The sequence below is a fragment of the Paracoccus sp. SSJ genome, assembly GCF_030234105.1.
GTDB classification, from domain to species: Bacteria; Pseudomonadota; Alphaproteobacteria; order Rhodobacterales; family Rhodobacteraceae; genus Paracoccus; species Paracoccus denitrificans.
Map to the genome: position 1 here is coordinate 41,472 of NZ_JASSPE010000013.1, position 16,823 is coordinate 58,294.

General features: G+C 67.9%; 14 protein-coding genes. 7 read left to right on the top strand and 7 right to left on the bottom strand.

Features of this window, described 5'->3' with window-relative positions:
* Positions 1-52 precede the first annotated feature (52 nt).
* From QPR87_RS14750 to QPR87_RS14760, 3 genes are all read left to right on the top strand, one after another.
* Positions 53-1,525, top strand: coding sequence for an NCS1 family transporter (locus tag QPR87_RS14750; RefSeq protein WP_285050026.1), 1,473 nt, complete (start codon positions 53-55; stop codon positions 1,523-1,525).
* 202 nt (positions 1,526-1,727) lie between these two features.
* Positions 1,728-3,329 (top strand): OpgD/OpgG family glucan biosynthesis protein, encoded by a 1,602-nt coding sequence (locus tag QPR87_RS14755; protein WP_011750576.1) that lies wholly within the window; start codon positions 1,728-1,730, stop codon positions 3,327-3,329.
* A gap of 178 nt (positions 3,330-3,507) precedes the next feature.
* Positions 3,508-4,128: a LuxR C-terminal-related transcriptional regulator gene (locus QPR87_RS14760; protein WP_104492823.1), complete on the top strand. Its 621-nt coding sequence runs from the start codon at positions 3,508-3,510 to the stop codon at positions 4,126-4,128.
* Here the strand turns inward: QPR87_RS14760 and QPR87_RS14765 are convergent.
* From QPR87_RS14765 to QPR87_RS14785, 5 genes are all read right to left on the bottom strand, one after another.
* The gene (locus tag QPR87_RS14765; RefSeq protein WP_285050032.1) at positions 4,125-5,810 is read right to left on the bottom strand and encodes an ATP-binding response regulator; all 1,686 of its coding nucleotides are present in this window, start codon (positions 5,808-5,810) and stop codon (positions 4,125-4,127) included. The genes QPR87_RS14760 and QPR87_RS14765 overlap by 4 nt on opposite strands.
* Positions 5,811-5,894: 84 nt before the next feature.
* The gene (locus QPR87_RS14770; protein ID WP_285050034.1) at positions 5,895-7,136 is read right to left on the bottom strand and encodes a radical SAM protein; all 1,242 of its coding nucleotides are present in this window, start codon (positions 7,134-7,136) and stop codon (positions 5,895-5,897) included.
* 50 nt (positions 7,137-7,186) lie between these two features.
* Complete coding sequence (locus tag QPR87_RS14775; RefSeq protein WP_041530468.1) at positions 7,187-7,381, bottom strand: hypothetical protein; 195 nt, start codon at positions 7,379-7,381, stop codon at positions 7,187-7,189.
* A 149-nt stretch (positions 7,382-7,530) separates the two neighbouring features.
* Positions 7,531-9,711 carry a peptidase domain-containing ABC transporter gene (locus QPR87_RS14780; RefSeq protein ID WP_285050036.1) on the bottom strand — a complete coding sequence of 727 codons (2,181 nt, stop codon included), beginning with the start codon at positions 9,709-9,711 and terminating at the stop codon, positions 7,531-7,533.
* A complete protein-coding gene (locus tag QPR87_RS14785; RefSeq protein ID WP_285050038.1) occupies positions 9,701-10,999 on the bottom strand; it encodes an HlyD family secretion protein in 1,299 nt (432 codons plus the stop codon). The genes QPR87_RS14780 and QPR87_RS14785 overlap by 11 nt, the downstream gene beginning before the upstream one ends.
* A 467-nt stretch (positions 11,000-11,466) precedes the next feature.
* Here QPR87_RS14785 and QPR87_RS14790 point away from each other — a divergent pair, with 467 nt between their 5' ends.
* The 4 genes from QPR87_RS14790 to QPR87_RS14805 are packed head-to-tail and all read left to right on the top strand — an operon-like array spanning position 11,467 to position 14,918.
* Positions 11,467-12,453 (top strand): sulfate ABC transporter substrate-binding protein, encoded by a 987-nt coding sequence (locus QPR87_RS14790; RefSeq protein WP_502921615.1) that lies wholly within the window; start codon positions 11,467-11,469, stop codon positions 12,451-12,453.
* 3 nt (positions 12,454-12,456) lie between these two features.
* Entirely contained in the window at positions 12,457-13,296 is an 840-nt protein-coding gene (gene cysT / locus QPR87_RS14795; protein ID WP_011750569.1) for a sulfate ABC transporter permease subunit CysT, read from the top strand.
* Positions 13,289-14,182: a sulfate ABC transporter permease subunit CysW gene (cysW, locus tag QPR87_RS14800; protein ID WP_104492828.1), complete on the top strand. Its 894-nt coding sequence runs from the start codon at positions 13,289-13,291 to the stop codon at positions 14,180-14,182. Before cysT ends, cysW begins: the two co-directional genes overlap by 8 nt.
* Before the next feature lie 16 nt (positions 14,183-14,198).
* On the top strand, positions 14,199-14,918 hold the full coding sequence (locus QPR87_RS14805; protein WP_011750567.1) for a sulfate/molybdate ABC transporter ATP-binding protein: 720 nt from the start codon (positions 14,199-14,201) through the stop codon (positions 14,916-14,918).
* A gap of 86 nt (positions 14,919-15,004) precedes the next feature.
* Here the strand turns inward: QPR87_RS14805 and QPR87_RS14810 are convergent, their stop codons facing one another.
* Both QPR87_RS14810 and QPR87_RS14815 read right to left on the bottom strand, forming a co-directional pair.
* On the bottom strand, positions 15,005-15,526 hold the full coding sequence (locus QPR87_RS14810) for a hypothetical protein (RefSeq protein ID WP_011750566.1): 522 nt from the start codon (positions 15,524-15,526) through the stop codon (positions 15,005-15,007).
* Entirely contained in the window at positions 15,523-16,224 is a 702-nt protein-coding gene (locus QPR87_RS14815) for a helix-turn-helix transcriptional regulator (protein WP_011750565.1), read from the bottom strand. The genes QPR87_RS14810 and QPR87_RS14815 overlap by 4 nt, the downstream gene beginning before the upstream one ends.
* Positions 16,225-16,823: the final 599 nt, after the last annotated feature.

Sequence of the window (16,823 nt, forward strand, 5' to 3'; positions counted from 1 at the left end):
GAGCCCCGCTTTGCGCGACGGTCCCGTTCATCCATCAACAGGGATAAGAACCATGTCCATGACAGAACGCCTGGACGCGCGCGCCGAGCGCAGCGCGCTGATCGAGGAAAGCATCCTGCCCATCCGCGCCGCCCAGCGTCCCATCGGCGCGCTCGGCTATGCCTGGATCTGGGTCGGCATCGCCGTCATCATCGCCACCTATTCGCTGGGCGCGACCGGCATCCAGGGCGGCTTCGGCCTTGGGACGGTGGCGTTGACCATCCTGCTGGCCAATCTCGCCATCGGCGCCTTCATGCTGCTGACCGCCGATATCGGCACCGAGCACGGCATTTCCTTCGCGGTCTACCTGCGTGCGCCCTTTGGCATCCACGGCACGCATCTGCCCGCCGTCTCGCGCGGCGTGGTCGCGGCCATGTGGTTCGGCATCCAGACCTATCTGGGGGCGCTGGCGCTGAACGGCATCGGCGAATATTTCCTGGGCTTTTCCAACTGGTTCCTGTGGTATGCAGCCTTTGCCGCCGTGCAGGTGGCCAATACCATGCTGGGCATCAGGTCGGTCGAGCGGCTGGCGGCCCTGGCCGCGCCGGCGATCATCGCCATCTCGGTCTGGATGTATTTCACCCTGGAGGGCATCGCCGAAACCAAGGGGCTGAACATCTGGACCTTCCGGGCCGAGGGGCAGGCCTCGCTGATCGTGCTGTTCATCGCGAACATGAGCTTCTGGTCCACGATGGCCATCGACATTCCGAACCTGACGCGCTTTGTCCATACCCGCACCGGCACGCGCAGCTTCCTGGAGCGCAATCGCAGCATATTCCTGGCGCAGCTCGTCGCGCTGCCGGCCACCCAGGCCATGATCGCGGGGATCGGCGCCATCTCGTTCATCGCGACCGGCAACTGGAACCCCGTCGAGGTCATCCAGGGCGATGCCCAGGGCCTTGCGCTGCTCGCCCTGCTGGTTCTGGTGGTGCTGGCGCAATGGTCCACGAACAACTCGGCCAACCTGATCCCGGCCGCGCTGACCTTCGTCAACCTTGCGCCGCGCGTCATCTCATACCGCGGCGGCGTCGCCCTGGCGGGGGTTGTCGGGACGCTGTGCTTTCCCTGGCAGATCCTGGACAACCTGTTCCTGTTCCTGGGCTATTACGGCGCCTTCCTGTCGGCGATCGGCGGGATCATGGTGGCGGACTACCATGCGATCCGCCGCCGCCGGGTGAACGTGCCCGCCCTGTTCGACCTTCATGGGCAGTACCGCTATTTTTCCGGCGTCAATCCGGCGGGGATGGTCGCATGGCTTGTGGCGGGCGGCATCGCGGCATGGTGGTCGGCCTATGCCTTCGTCATCGGCTTTCCGCTGGGCTTCCTGCTCTACCTGTTCCTGATGAGGATCTGGGTGCTGCCACAATACCGGCAGGAGGAACTGGCGGACCGGACCGGCGACGATTTCCTGGCCGCCTCGGTCGGGATGGACTGGGTGCATGTCGCCGGCGGACGGTTCGTCCGCAAGCCTTGCGGTGCCGCATAGCGGTCGCGCGCCGGGCCGCCCCCCGGGGGGGGGGGGCGGCCCGGCGGCCGGCGCGTCCGAACGGGGGCCGGTTCCATGCCGCAAGTTGCCATGCCGAAGGCCGCGATCGGCAAGACTCGGCCAACGAAGGCGTGGTCCCTTGAAATACGGCTCTGGCTGGGTCTCGATGGCAAGCGACTGAATCACCTATCCTCGGGGCATCATGTATTCGCAAAAACTCCTTCGTCGCACCCTGCTGCAAACCGCTCTGGGGGGTGGCGCCTTCTTCCTGCTGCCGGGCATCGCGCGGGCGGCCGGGGGCGCCGCCGGCGATGCGGAGCAGGCTGCGTTCTCGTTCGAGCTTCTGACGGAAAGGGCGCGCGAACTTGCGCAGCAGGCCTACCAACCCCCCGAAATCGAAGAGGCCGAGATCCTGGAACAGGTGGATTACGACCGCCATAACGAAATCCGTTTCCGCAAGGACCGGGCGCTGTGGGGGGATGGGACGGCGTCCTCGCAGGCGCGCTTTTTCTTCCCCGGCCGCTATTTCAAGCAGCCCGTGCATCTTTACGCGCTCGATGGCGGCATGGCGACCGAGATCCCGTTCTCGCTGGATCTTTTCGACATCCCTTCCGACAATCCCGCCAGGCGGCTGAGCAAGACCGAGGGTTTTGCCGGCTTCAGCGTCATGGATGCCGAGACCGAGCGCGACTGGATGGCCTTTCTGGGCGCGTCCTACTGGCGGACCTCGGGTTACAGCGGGCAGTTCGGCCTGTCGGCCCGGGGCCTTGCCATCGATACCGCCATTCCCGACGGCCCCGAGGAGTTCCCGCTTTTCACCCATTTCTGGCTGGAGCCGGAAACCGAAAGCGGCATGACCACCTATGCGCTGCTGGACAGCCCGCGCGCGACGGGCGCCTATCGCATCGTCTCGCGCCGCGGCGAGGGGGTCGTGCAGGAGATCACCGCCCGGATCTTCATGCGCGACCCGGTCGAGCGGCTGGGCATCGCGCCCCTGACCTCGATGTACTGGTTCGGCAAGAACACGCCGCATGTCGCGCCCGACTGGCGGCCCGAGGTGCACGATTCGGACGGGCTGGAAATCCTGACCCATACCGGCGAACGCATCTGGCGGCCGCTGAACAACCCGCCCCATACGATGGCGAATACCTTTACCGCCCCCTCGGTCAAGGGGTTCGGGCTGATGCAGCGGGAAAGAAATTTCGAGCAATACCAGGACGACGGCGTCTTCTACGAAAAGCGCGCCAGCGCCTGGATCGCACCAAGCGAGGACTGGGGCGACGGCGCGGTCACGCTGGTCGAGCTGAGCACCGACGACGAGATCCACGACAATATCGTGGCCTTCTGGCAGCCCGCCGCCCCGGCCAGGCGCGGCGACGAATACGAGCTGAGCTATACGCTGTCATGGCTCAAGGACGGCCCGCTGACCGGCACGACGGGGCAGTTCGCCGCGGTCCGCATCGGTGCCGGTGGCGTGCCGGGCCAGCCGCGGCCGCAGGAGACGGTCAAGATCGTCTGCGATTTCACGCCCTGGTCGCTGGGCCCCGACGACAAGCCGCATCTCAACATCACCGCCTCGCGCGGGGTGATCTCCAACGATGCGGTCTATCCCATCGTGGGCAGCCAGTCCTGGCGCGCGATGTTCGACCTTGGCTTCGGCGGACCCGAGGAACTGGTGGCCCGCGACGACAGTCCCATCGACCTGCGCGTATTCGTTGCGAAGGCCGAGGATGCGGTGACCGAGACCCTCTTGCTGCAACTCTTTCCCGCGCAGTTGCGGGCGCTGCTGTCACGCAGGCCGTGATCGGGCAGGCGGGGCCGGCCCCGCTGTGCCTGCGCATATCGCTCCGCAGAGGCCGTAAACCGTTGAGCCATGGCCGGTTTCGCGCCCAAGCGCGGTGGAACGCCCGCCCGGCATCGGCGTTGGGCAAAGGGGCAGGGCTGCGGCCCGCCGCTGCGGTCATGGGCAAAGGCGACAGGATTTGACGGCAGAGCGCATCATCCTTGCGGACGACCACCCGGTCTTTCGGGACGGCTTGCGGCGCATCGTCGCCCGGCTGGTGCCGGGGGCCGACCTGTTCGAGGCCGCCAGCTTTGCCGAGGTCGACGCGCTGGCCAAGGCGGGCGGGGCGCCCGCGGCCTTTCTGCTGGACCTGCTGTTTCCCGGCTTCGACCCCGAGCACGGCATCGCCGCCCTGCGCCGCGATTATCCGCGCGCGACGATCATCGTGATCTCGATGGTCGATGACGACCGCACCGTGGCCCGCGTCATGCAGGCCGGCGCCGACGGCTTCATCGGCAAGGCCGTCACCCCCGAGGAGGTGGCCCGGGCCATCCGACTGATCCGCGAGGGCGAGGTGGTGATCCGCCAGAGCAGCGGCGGCCCGCTGCCCGCTGCGCCCGACGACCGCATCGAGGCGCTGAGCCCGCGGCAAAAGGAGGTGCTGCGGCTGATCGCCCGCGGCGCCTCGAACAAGGAGATCGCGCGCGAACTGGAGATCTCGCCCTTCACGGTGCGCATCCATGTCTCGGCCATCCTGCGGGTGCTGGAGGTGCCGACCCGCGCGGCCGCAGCGGCGCGGGCAGGGCAGGGCGCGCTTTAGCCGCCGCGCTCCAGCCGCAGCGACAGCATCAGCGCGCGCAACTCGGCCGGCCGCATCGGCTTGGGCAGGATCGGCAGGCCGGCCTCGCCCAACCGCTCGCGCACGCGGGCCTCGTCATGGGCGGTGATGACGATGGCGGGGATCGGCGCGCCAAGGGCGGCGCGCGCGATGGCGATGGCATCGCCGCCGGTCAGCGGGCCGTTCAGGTCGAAATCGGCGACGATCATGTCGCAGGGCGGCACATCGCGGGGCGGCTGCTCATGGGCGTGGACCGTGCAGCCCCAGCGTTCCATCAGCATCTGCGTGGACAGAAGCACGGCCGGATCGTCCTCGATCAGCAGCACGTGAAGCCCCTGCAGCAGGCTTTGCGGCGGGCTGCTGCGCGGGCGGTCGTCGGGGTGGCCGTCGGGGTGGGGCGGCGCGGGCGGCGGTTCGGTCGCGCGCAGCCCGGTCAGCGCCACCGTGGTCCCGCGTCCGGGGATCGAGCGCAGTTCGACCCCCGCGCCGATCAACTGCGCCATGCGTTGCACGATGGCAAGGCCCAGCCCCACGCCCTCGACATCGCGGCCGGGCGGCTGGACGCGATAGAACTCCTCGAACAGATGCGGCTGGTGTTCGGGCGCGACGCCGATGCCGCGGTCGATCACCAGCACGTCGACCCCGGACCCGCGCCTGCGGCAGCCGATCAGCACCCGCGCGCCGGGCGCGTATTTCACCGCGTTCGAGACCAGGTTTTGCAGCATCACCGTCAGCAGGCCCGGATCGCTTTCCACCGTCAGCCCGGTTTCGACCAGCCGCAGCTCGACCCCGGCGCGGCGTGCGGCCTCCTGGTGCTGGGTGACGACGTCGCGCAGGATCGCGCCCAGGGGCACCGGCTGCATGCGCGGCACGACGCCGCCGCTGTCCAGCGTCGCGATGTCCAGAAGCGAGCGGAACATGCGCCGGACGCTTTGCAGCGAATGCTCGATATTCTCGACCATCTGCCGTTCGGACGGCGCCAGCCCGGCCTCGCGCAGGCAATTGGTGAACAGGCTGATGGCGTGGATCGGCTGGCGCAGGTCGTGGCTGGCCTGGGCCAGAAAGCGCGACTTGGCCAGGTTGGCGGCATCGGCCGAGCGATAGGCCTCGCGCGTGTCGGCCAGCAGCAGGTTGGCATAGAAGGGCACGATCAGCGAGGTCAGCACGAAGGTCGCCACCAGATAGGGCTGGGCGCGCCAGAACGGGCTGAAGACGGCGATCAGCATCAGGCTGACCAGCGCCGCGACGGTCGCGCCGACCAGATAGCGCGTGCCGTAGCGCATGCCGAAGCCCACCGTCACCCAAAGCAGCAGCGAGGCCATCGGTGCCATGAACGGCCCGCCCAGCGTCATCAGCAGCGTCAGCGTGCCGAAGTCCAGCACCATGCAGAAGATCCGGCGCCAATGATAGACGCCGGGCCACAGGCGGATGGCGGCGAAAAGCAGGCAGGTAACGGTCATGAAGACCGGCATGTAGATCTGAAAGACCAGGTCGGCGCTTTCGTCCACCAGCTCCAGCAGGTTGCCGATCATGGCATAGGCCGCGACCACGACGGTCAGCACCACCCGGACCAGCGATTGCCCGGCCTCGGCGTCGTAGCTGCTGTCGGGCCGGCGGGTGCCGGATATGGCGCGGCGCAGGCGTGCAGCCGTCAGCATCCCCATTCGCGTTGCCCCCGCCATTGTCCACGCCATCCAGCCTAGTCGCCCCTGCGGTGCAAGGGCAATGCGGCGGCCGCTCATGCGCGATCAGGCGCGCAGGGGCTCGGGTTCTGCCCGCGCGGCGCCCAGGACCGCCTCGGGGGCCGCGCCGGCCAGGATCAGCCGCCGCTCGATATCCTCGACCGGGATGCCGCCGCGCACCAGCCAGGCGGAGACCTCTTCGAAGAACGCCTTGAGCGCATCGCAATAGACGCTGGGATTGTCGAAGCCGTTCTGCGCCGAATAGCGGTTGGTGAAGGTGCCGCCCCGGCAGGTGCCCCACCATGGGCAGGCGGCGCAGGCGGCGGGCGGCGTGGCGGCGGCCTGCTGCATCTCGACCAGCGCCGGCGTCGCGAAGATCTGCGCCACGCTGTCGAAATCGCGCACATGGCCGATATCGCGGAAACGCGCGTCCAGCGTGCGCGCGGTATCCTCGGCGCCCAGCATCCCGTTCGAGGAAATCGTCAGGATGCGCGACAGCCTGCGCGCCGAATCCGGGCAGGTCCGCGCCCCCTCGTCGCTGAGCAGGGTGTCGAGCAGATCCTTGATGAAGCGCACGCGCAGCCCGCTGTCGCGCCGCCGCACCCAGGCGCGGAACACGCCGAGCATGAAATTCTCGACCCCCGCCACCTGCGCCGGCGCGATGCCCTGGTCGTGGCCGCCGTCGGGATGCAGGAAGTTCATCCGCTGCGCGCCGATCTCGCCCGAGAAATGCTCCAGGCGCCGGGCGCCGTCGCCCTCGGGGTCGATCACGCTCAGCAGGCCGGGATGCAGGTCGATGCCGGCCCCGTTCTCGCCCGCGAGGCGGCGAAAGCCCTGCACCGCGCGGCGATAGGTGCCGCGCCCCTTCTTGTCGATGCGAAAGCGGTCGTTCGCCGCCTCGTCGCCGTCCAGGCTGACGCCGACGCCGATCCCCAGATCCGCGCAAAAGCGGATCCAGGCGTCGTTGACCAGCATGCCGTTGGTCTGCATCGACAGGCCCAGATCGGCCACCCGGCCGCTTTCGGACAGGCGGCGGGCGGCGCGGGCGATGCGGGCGATCACCGGCTTGGGCGCCATCATCGGCTCGCCGCCGTGGAAATAGATCATCAGGTTCTCGACCGCGCCGTCGGCGGTGATGCGATCCAGGAAGGCTTCGATTTCGGCGGCGGTTTCCTCGTTGACATAGGGCGGATGGAACTTGTGACTCTCATCGCCGCCGAAAAAGAAATAGCAATAGGTGCAGGCAATGTTGCAGCGCTCGGCCACCTTGACGATCAGGTCCAGAGATTTCGCTTCGCGGCTTTCCATCGACGATCCTCCTTGGTGACGTTCATGCCGGCCGGGCGCTGCTCGGGCCGTTACTTGCACTCGCCCGTGGTCGTGGTCTTGGAATGGCCGTCGCCGCGCAGGAACTCGGAGCGGCCGAAGCAGACCTGTCCGCCCGAGACGAGGGCCATTTCGTCATCGGTCAGGAACTCCAGGTCGGCCGGGGGCGCATCGGGCTGGCCGTCCTGCCGGGACATGCGGTCGGCGATGGTCTTGCGAAGGCTCATTGGGGTCTCCTCTCTCGCTTTGGCTGGTCTGGCCGGGACTTTCCCGGCGGTTCGCCGGACGAAGGCGGCGGTGTCGTGCAGCCTTCGGCCCAAGGATCAGACTGGCAGGCGACCCCCGGCCTGGCCATTAGCACAGATGCACTAGTCGTTCAGCCTTCGGCCGAAACCGGCGCATCGGCGCTGCGCAGCGGCAGGCGCGGGCCGTGCGGCACCGCGACCAGCCCGCCCGAGCCGTCCAGCCGCAGCACCCGGTCGGCCGTCGCCAGCGTCGTGTCGCGATGCGCCACGATGATCCGCGTCATAGGCAGGCGCCGGACCGCGGCATTGATCGCCTGTTCGTTGGCGCTGTCGAGATGGCTGGTCGCCTCGTCCAGGAACAGCACCGCCGGCCGCCGGCACAGCGCGCGCGCCAGCACCACCCGCTGCTTCTGCCCGCCCGACAGCGTGCTGCCCATGTCCCCGACCAGCGTTTCATAGCCCATGGGCAGCGCCATGATGTCGTCGTGGATTGCCGCCATCCGGGCGCATTCGTGCAGCCAGTCCTGCGGCACGGCGCTGTCGAAGGCGGTAATGTTGTCGCGGATCGAGCCGGCAAACAGCCGGTCGTCCTGCAGCACGCAGCCGATGCGGGCGCGATAGGCTGCCAGCCCCATGCTGCCCACCGGCACGCCGTCGATCAGGATCTGCCCCTGCAAGGGCGCGGCCAGCCCCGAGAGCAGTTTCAGCAGCGTCGTCTTGCCCACGCCCGAGGGTCCGGCGATGCCCAGGCATTCCCCCGGCGCCACCGTCAGGTTCAGCTCGCGCAGCAGCATCGGCTCGGTCTCGGCATAGCGATAGCCGAGGCCGCGCACCTCCAGCGCCGCCGCGCCGCCACCTGCGATGGGGGGCGTGGGCAGGGCGTGCTTTTCGTCCGGCTCTTCCGGCTCGGCCAGCGCGATGTCCGAGATCCGCTCGCCATGCAGCGACAGCATGCGGAATTGCAGCCCGGTGTCGATCAGCGCGACGATGCGGGTGGCGAACTGGTCCTTGTAGGCCAGGAAGGCCACGAACATGCCGACCGACAGCCCGCCCTCGATCACCGCCCGCACGCCCAGCCAGATGATCAGCACCCGGTCCAGCCCGAACAGCAGCCCCCCGGTGGCCTGATACCAGGTCTCCAGCCGCTGCACGCGCAATTCGGCGTTGATGCGCTCGACCAGATGATTGATCCAGGTGCCGCGGCGGCGCGGTTCCAGGCCCAGCACCTTGACGCTGGCGATGCCGCGCACGGATTCCATGAAATGCGTGCTTTCCTGGGCCGCGTGGATGATCCCCTCCTCGCACATGCGGCGGAAGGCGCGATACGAGGCCAGCCGGAACAGCGCATAGGCCAGCGTGCCGGCCAGCGCGACGGCGGCCAGCCAGCCGCCGTAAAGCCACATCATCGCCACCAGCAGCACCGACATGACCCCGTCCAGCAGCGACTGGATGGCGTTGGTGGTCAGCACCTGCTGCACGCTGTCCACCGAGGAGAACCGCGAGACGATGTCGCCGACATGGCGTTTCTCGAAAAAGCCCAGCGGCAGGCGCATCAGCCGGTCGAACAGCGCCACCCGCCATTGCAGGATCAGGCTGGAGCCGACCAGCATGGCGATCCATGTCCGCGCCAGGTTGGCGCCGACCTGCAAGGCCAGCAGCATGGCAAGCGCGATGGCGATCAGCGTCAAGAGGTCGCGGTCGGCCGCCACGATCACCTCGTCCAGCACCAGCTGGAAGCCGATGGGCAGCGCGATGGTCACCATCTCGATCAGCGCCGAGATCGCCAGCACCCGCACCGCCGCCCGGCCGATGCCGGCGGTGCGCAGCACCAGGTCGGTCAGGCGGATGCGGGCGCGTTCGTCGCAGCGCCGGAACTCGCCCGTCGGCCAGGCCTCCAGTGCGATGCCGGTGAAGGCGGCCGAGACCTCGTCCAGCGGCAGCCGGCGCTGGCCGATGGCGGGGTCGTGGATATGGGCGTGGCGCCCCGTCACCCGGGTCAGCACCACGAAATGCCGGTGGTTCCAATGCAGGATGCAGGGCAGGCGCAGCCGGCGCAGGTCGTCCATGCCCAGCCGCAGCGCCCGCGTCGCCAGCCCCAGCCGACCGCCCAGCTGCACCAGGTCCTTCAGCGTCGCGCCGCCCATCGCCAGCGCGATGCGGCGGCGGATCGCCGGCAGGTCCAGCCGATGGCCGTGATGGCCGGCGATCATCGCCATGCAGGCAAGGCCGCATTCCGCCGCCTCGCCCTGCAGGATCACCGGGGTGCGGCTGGTGATGCGCGACGACAGGCGGGACAGCAGCTCATGGTTCATGCGGGCGCTCCGGCGCGGCCTGGGCAAAGGCGCCCTTCAGGCCGAACAGCGGCTCGAGGATCCATTGCCAGATCGGGCGGCTGTCCAGCAGCAGATGCGCCTCGACCTGCATGCCGGCCTGCAGGGGTTCGGGCTTGCCATAGGCCATGACGAAGGGCCGGTCGGGCGCGACGGTGATGCGAAACAGGCTGGGCCCCTTGTCGGGATCGGCGGCGGGGGCCAGGTCCGCGACCTCGTCGCCGCGCAGGTTCGCGCGCGAGATCACGCTGATCCGCCCCGGATATTGTCCGAATTTCTGATAGGGGAAGGCCGGATAGCGCAGCAGCACATCCGCCCCTTCGCGCAGGAACCCGACCGAGCCGCCGGGGGCCACCAACTGCGCTACCAGCGGCTGGTCGTCCGGCACGATGGTCAGCAGCGGCGTGCCCTCTGCCACGGTCTGCCCGGCGCGGGTGATGATCGCCGTCACCATGCCGTCGCGCGGCGCGGTGATGCGCAGGGCGCGACGGGCCTCGGCCTCGGAAAGCTGCTGCTCGACATCCAGAAGCTGGGCTTGCAGCGCGGCCAGCCGCGCCTCGGCCTCGGGGGCGAAGCCGGCAAGCTCGCCAGTCAGGGCGTCGCGCTGGCCGGCCAGCTGCACCTCTTCGCGTCGCAGCCGGGCCAGTTCGGCGCGCTGCGCCTGCAAGGCTTGCAGGCGGGATTCGTAGTCGCTGGCCAGTCCCATGCCGCGGTCGAGGTTGCGGCGCTGGCGCTCGGCGAAATCCTCAAGCTGCCGGGTGAATTCCTCGGCCGTCTCGATCTGGGCGCGCAGCTGCGGCAGCTCGCGGCCAAGGCTGGCCAACTGGTCCTGCAACCGCTGGCGGGCGGCATGGTCGAATTCCCGCTGCGCCGCCAGTGCGCGATGCAATTCGGCCCGCTTGCGTTCCAGGATGTCCGTCACCGCGTCCTGCGTGTTGCCGCGCGCGGTCGCGGTGTCGATGTCCAGCGCATAAAGCATCTGTCCGCGCCGCACGCGGTCGCCCTCGTTCACGGCCAGCTCGCTGACCCAGCCGGGCTGCGGTGCGACCAGCCGGGTCAGCCCGCCCGCCGGCAGGATCACGCCCGAGACGCGCACCCGCCGGGTATAGTCCCCGAAGGTGACGAAGCAGAGCGCCGCGATGACGAAGGCGGCCGAAAACAGCGCCACCGCCCCGGCCGAGGGCCCGTTCACCAGCATCGGGCGGCCCAGCCAGTCGGATCGGCGGGCCGCCTCGACCTCGCGGCGGAAGAAGGGCGTCTGCTCGTTCATGCGCCCAGTCTAGCGCCGGGCGGAAACGACGGCTTCTAGCACGGATGTGCTATTGCGCCCCCCGTCGGCAAGCGTCCGGCGATGCTGTCTCCCGAATCCCGCGAAACGAGCGTCGAACCCGATCGGCGAAGCCCTTGCGGCACTCCCGGTAAGCTAAACTGGCCGGTATGAATTAATTAAGTCATTGATAAATAATAATATAAAAAACGATAGATGAACACGTCTTTCTCTTGAAATAAACGATAAACTCTGTCGTAATTACGGATATGGGGAAGATCCCCTCAAGGCAGAATCTAGGAGGACAAGGCAACATGATCCGCACCATTCGCGTGACCGACAGCCAGCTGGCCCATGGCCGTTTGATCCGTCGCCATGGCGACGGCCGCATGACGGTCGAGGACGGCACCAAGCGCATGACCGGCTATCCGCTGAATCCCGGATTCTGGGACCGCTGCCTGGGCCTCCCGATGCGTCGTGCGGTGGCGATGATGGTGACCGTGGCCGGGTTGGGCCTGGCCGGCCAGGTCCATGCCGACAATACCCTGCTGAACGTCAGCTACGACCCGACGCGCGAGCTTTACCGCGAGGTCAATGCCGCCTTCGCCGCCAAATGGCAGGCCGAGGGACATGCCTCGCCGACCATCGAGACCTCGCATGGCGGTTCGGGCGCGCAGGCGCGTTCGGTGATCGACGGGCTCAAGGCGCAGGTGGTGACGCTGGCGCTGGCCTCGGATATCGACCAGATCGCATCCCGCGGCCTGTTGCCCGAGGACTGGCAGTCGCGCCTGCCGCATAACAGCTCGCCCTATACCTCGACCATCGTCTTCCTGGTGCGCGAGGGCAATCCCAAGGGCATCCAGGACTGGGGCGACCTGGTCAAGGAAGGCGTCGAGGTCATCACGCCGAACCCCAAGACCAGCGGCGGGGCGCGCTGGAACTATCTGGCCGCCTGGGCCTGGGCGCAGAAGAACGGCCAGGATCCCAAGACCTTCGTGGGTGAGCTGTTCCAGCATATCCCGGTGCTGGACAGCGGTGCGCGCGGCTCGACCACCACCTTCACCCAGCGCGAGATCGGCGACGTGCTGCTGGCCTGGGAGAACGAGGCCTATCTGGCGCTGAACGAACTGGGCGAGGATCGGTTCGACATCGTCGTGCCCTCGGTCTCGATCCTGGCCGAGCCGCCGGTGGCCATCGTGGACAAGAACATCGCCGACGACGAGCAAAAGGCGCTGGCCGATGCCTATCTGGCCTTCCTCTATTCCCCCGAGGGGCAGGCGCTGGCCTACAAGCACTATTATCGGGCCTGGGACGACAGTGCCGCCAATCCCGAGGACGTGGCGCGCTTTCCCGAGTTGGATCTGGTGACCATCGCCGATTTCGGCGGCTGGAAACAGGCCCAACCCGAGCACTTTGGCGACGGCGGCACCTTCGACCAGATCTATTCGGGACAATGACCGATGGCGCTGGCGTTTCGCTTGCAAAAATCCCCCATGCCGGGCTTTGGCCTCGGCATGGGCATCACGCTGGCCATGCTGTCGCTGATCGTCATCCTGCCGGTCGGCGCGCTGCTGGCCCGCGGCATCAGCTACGGCCCCGAGGCGGTCTGGGCCACGATCAATACGCCCAGGGTCTGGGCGGCGCTGTATCTGTCCTTCCGGCTGGCCTTCCTGGCCGCGCTGTTCAACCTGGTCTTCGGCACGCTGCTGGCCTGGGTGCTGGCGCGCTATGACTTTCCCGGCCGCAGGCTGGTCGATGCGCTGGTCGACCTGCCCTTCGCTCTGCCGACGGCGGTGGCGGGCATCGCGCTGACCGCGCTTTACGCGCCGAACGGCATCTTCGGCGGCATCGCGCGGGATCTGGGCGGCAAGATCGCCTATACCCAATGGGGCATCCTGATCGCGCTGATCTTCGTTGGCCTGCCCTTCGTCACCCGCACCGTGCAGCCGGTGATCGCCGAGATCGAGCAGGAGGTCGAGGAAGCCTCGGCCACGCTGGGCGCCGGGCGGTTCCATACCCTGCGCCGGGTGATCCTGCCCATGCTGCTGCCGGCCGCCCTGACCGGCTTTGCGCTGTCGCTGGCGCGTGCGGTCGGCGAATACGGCTCGGTCATCTTCATCGCCGGCAACCTGCCCATGAAGACCGAGATCGCGCCGCTCCTGATCGTCATCAAGCTTGAAGAGTTCGACTATGACGGCGCGGCGGCCATCGGCATCGCCATGCTGCTGATTTCCTTCAGCATGCTCCTGGCGATCAACCTGATCCAGATCTGGAGCCGGCGGAGGATCGGACATGTTTGACGACGCGCTGCACCCCACCCCCGCCGCCGCGGGCCGGCCCGCGAAATGGCGCCCGGCGACCGAGGAAAGCCGGCTGACCCGCATCCTCCTGATCGCCGCCGCGTTGGGCGGGCTGGCCATCCTGGTCGTGGCGCCGCTGGCCGTGGTCTTTGCCGAGGCCCTTGCGCGCGGCGCGGCCCAGGCCGTGACCTCGCTGACCCGGCCCGAGGCGACCTCGGCCATCCGGCTGACGCTGATCGTCGCGGCGATCTCGGTGCCGGTGAATGCCGTCTTCGGCATCGCCGCCGCCTGGACGATCACCAAGTTCGACTTTCGCGGCAAGGCCTTCCTGATCACGCTGATCGACCTGCCGTTCTCCATCTCGCCGGTGGTGGCGGGGCTGGCGCTGGTGCTCTTGTTCGGCACCAACAGCCTGATCGGCGGCTGGCTGGTCGCCAGCGGCTTCCCGATCATCTTCGCCCTGCCGGGGATCGTGCTGGCCTCGATCTTCGTCACCTTCCCCTTCGTCGCGCGCGAGCTGATCCCGGTGATGATCGAGCAGGGCCGGGCCGAGGAAGAGGCGGCGCTGACGCTGGGCGCCTCGGGCTGGCGCGCCTTCCTGACCGTGACGCTGCCCAATATCAAATGGGCGCTGCTTTACGGCGTGCTGCTGTGCAACGCCCGCGCCATGGGCGAGTTCGGCGCCGTGGCCGTGGTCTCGGGCAAGATCCGCGGCCAGACAGCCACCATGCCGATCACCATCGAGATGCTCTACAACGAATATCTCTCGGTCGCCGCCTTCAGCCTGGCCGCGGTGCTGGCAGCTTTGGGGCTGCTGACGCTTGCGCTCAAGACCCTGCTGGAATGGCGCCATGCCGACCAGCTTGCCGCCGGTCGCCGGCACTGAACAGTCGAGGTTCATCATGCATATCGAAATCGACGAAATCGCCAAAAGCTTCGGTTCGACCACCGCGCTGCACCCGGTCAGCCTGGCCATCCCCTCGGGGGCGCTGGTGGCTTTGCTGGGGCCGTCCGGCTCGGGCAAGACCACGCTCTTGCGCATCCTGGGCGGGCTGGAGTTCCCCACCTCTGGCCGGGTGCTTTTTGACGGTCAGGACGCGACCGGGCTTTCCGTGCAGGAACGCCGCGCCGGCTTCGTCTTCCAGAGCTATGCGCTATTCCGGCACATGACCGTGTTCGAGAACATCGCCTATGGCCTGCGCGCCCGTCCGCGCCGCACCCGTCCGCCCCAGGCCGAGATCGAGCGGCGCGTGACCAGGCTGCTGGAGCTGATCCAGTTGCCGCAGATCGCAAAGCGCTTTCCCAGCCAGCTTTCGGGGGGGCAGCGCCAGCGCGTCGCCCTGGCCCGTGCGCTGGCCATCGAGCCGCGCATGCTGCTGCTCGATGAGCCCTTCGGCGCGCTGGATGCCCGCGTGCGCAAGGAATTGCGCCAGGGCCTGCGCGAGATCCACGACAGCACCGGCCTGACCACGGTCTTCGTCACCCACGACCAGGACGAGGCGATGGAACTGGCCGATCTGGTGGTGGTGATGTCCATGGGCCGGATCGAGCAGGTCGGCCGCCCGCAGGACATCCGTGCCCGTCCGGCGACGCCCTTCGTGCGCGAGTTCATCGAGACCTGACGCAGCGGCGCGCGCGCCCATGGCGCGCCGCCTTTTCCCTATTGGCGCCGGACGGTGCAGGGCGGCCGGAAGGCATGGCCGCCCCTTCAGTCGACCGGGTATCCGTGTTTCAGCAGGAAGCGCCAGATGTTGCGGTTGAGTTGGGACAGCATTTCAAGGTCCCGGTCCAGCCGCAGCATCTCGTCGTTGCCAAGGGCCTGTTTCCTGCCCATGTGGATGCGGTCGCGTCGGTCGGCGATCCGCATCAGGATCGTCGAGACCGAGCCGTCCTCCTGAAAGGACCAGATGCTGTGGTTGTAGCGATGCCGGACGGCGGAGAGCCTGGCGAAGCGCGCCGTCAGTTCCAGCAGTTCGCGCTGTTCCTCTCCGGCCGGCCGGCGCAGTTTCGCGAGCCGCTCGACCATCTCGATCCGGCCGCGCGTCGAGGAGACCGACAGGAAGACCACGACGGCGGCGCCCTTGTCCATGCCGGTCAGCCCGGCCAGCATGTGGATCAGCAGGCTTTCCGTATTGCTCCAGGCATAGTTCAGCCGCCCGACGCGCAGCAGCACCGCATCCAGGTCGGTTTCGGCCGCCGCGGCCCCCGGTATCGGCGGCGGCGCGGTCACGATCGCAAGGCGCGATAGCGCATGGCGGCCTCGGTGCGGTTATGCGCGCCAAGCCGCAGGCTGGCATTGCGAAGGTGCAGCTTGACCGTATGGACCGACAGCCCCAGGCTCAGGGCTATCCGCTTGTTCGACTGGCCGTCGGCGACCAGGCGCAGCACGTCCTGCTGGCGCCGGGTCAGGCCAAGCTCGTCCGTGGCCGGGACCGGCATCGCGACCCCGACCGGCGAGATGATCTCGGGAAAGATGTAGTTGCCGCCATGCGCGACCAGCTTGATGACGGAAAGCCATACGTCCAGCCGGACATTCAGCGGGAAGATGCTGGTTGCGTGCCGCCGCAGCTCTTCATCCTCATAACAGGCGCGCCCGAAGGCGCCGGTGCAGAAGGCGACGGCCAGCGCCATGTCGGTCAGGCCCAGCAGATAGGTGCGATCCTCCCTTGTCAGGCCGCGCATCGTCGGCTCGTCCAGGACCAGCAGCGTGGGCCTTTCATGGGTCAGTTCGGACAGGCTGCGGAAATCGTTGAAGGATGATGCAGCGGCGACGGTGATATGTCCCAGTTCCTGGCTGGTTACCGAAATCAGGCTATGTGAAAAATTGCATTGCGTCCCGACGAAGAGAATCTCCGCCGTTCCACGCGCAGGCTGGTCAGACAGCGTATGAATTGTACTGGATACGCCATCGCAAGATGCCATGTTCATGTCATTCCTACCTTCTTGCGTATGGTCTTTTCCCCCGTATCGGTCGGCTCTCCCAAGCGGACCGATCTGTTCACCATAGCAAATCGCCGCCGTTCCCGAAAGCGAGAGCGCATCATAAATGCAGGAATTGCAGGGAGTTAGTTGTAAGGCCGCCAAGCTTTTCCATCCAGGGTAGAGTGATCGCGGCGGAACCTGTCCCTGCCGGGCGCCACGGCCGGGGCAAAGCCGCTTCCCCTGGCGAAACGGATTAATCCATTCGGGCGATGCGCGGTGCGGACAGGGCCGCCTGGCTAGACCCCCGGGGGTGGCTTTCCCCTGAATTCGAACTGTCCCGGCTTAGCCTTTTCGTGCGGCTAGGCCGAATCGGTCGGCGGGGCGTAGCCTTCTTGCAGGCTGGACGGGGCATTCCCGCGCCGGCCGGACGGGTGCCGCGCGAGGTGGCGTGCGCCATTCCGTATCCGCAGCAGGTCGAGGACGGTCGTGCCGTCGTGACGGTGGGCGTTGGCCCGGCGACCGGGACCGGCTTGCCTTTCATCCACCGGAACCGGGCGGGCAAGCGGGCTTGCGAATGATCTGGCCGCATCTCACCCGCCTCTGAC

Coding starts and splice junctions, on each gene's coding strand:
- QPR87_RS14815 (WP_011750565.1), bottom strand. CDS start 16,224: ATGAACATGGCATCTTGCGATGGCGTATCCAGTACAATTCATACGCTG.
- QPR87_RS14770 (WP_285050034.1), bottom strand. CDS start 7,136: ATGGAAAGCCGCGAAGCGAAATCTCTGGACCTGATCGTCAAGGTGGCC.
- QPR87_RS14805 (WP_011750567.1), top strand. CDS start 14,199: ATGCATATCGAAATCGACGAAATCGCCAAAAGCTTCGGTTCGACCACC.
- cysT (WP_011750569.1), top strand. CDS start 12,457: ATGGCGCTGGCGTTTCGCTTGCAAAAATCCCCCATGCCGGGCTTTGGC.
- QPR87_RS14785 (WP_285050038.1), bottom strand. CDS start 10,999: ATGAACGAGCAGACGCCCTTCTTCCGCCGCGAGGTCGAGGCGGCCCGC.
- cysW (WP_104492828.1), top strand. CDS start 13,289: ATGTTTGACGACGCGCTGCACCCCACCCCCGCCGCCGCGGGCCGGCCC.
- QPR87_RS14765 (WP_285050032.1), bottom strand. CDS start 5,810: ATGGGGATGCTGACGGCTGCACGCCTGCGCCGCGCCATATCCGGCACC.
- QPR87_RS14775 (WP_041530468.1), bottom strand. CDS start 7,381: ATGAGCCTTCGCAAGACCATCGCCGACCGCATGTCCCGGCAGGACGGC.
- QPR87_RS14750 (WP_285050026.1), top strand. CDS start 53: ATGTCCATGACAGAACGCCTGGACGCGCGCGCCGAGCGCAGCGCGCTG.
- QPR87_RS14755 (WP_011750576.1), top strand. CDS start 1,728: ATGTATTCGCAAAAACTCCTTCGTCGCACCCTGCTGCAAACCGCTCTG.
- QPR87_RS14780 (WP_285050036.1), bottom strand. CDS start 9,711: ATGAACCATGAGCTGCTGTCCCGCCTGTCGTCGCGCATCACCAGCCGC.
- QPR87_RS14790 (WP_502921615.1), top strand. CDS start 11,467: ATGCGTCGTGCGGTGGCGATGATGGTGACCGTGGCCGGGTTGGGCCTG.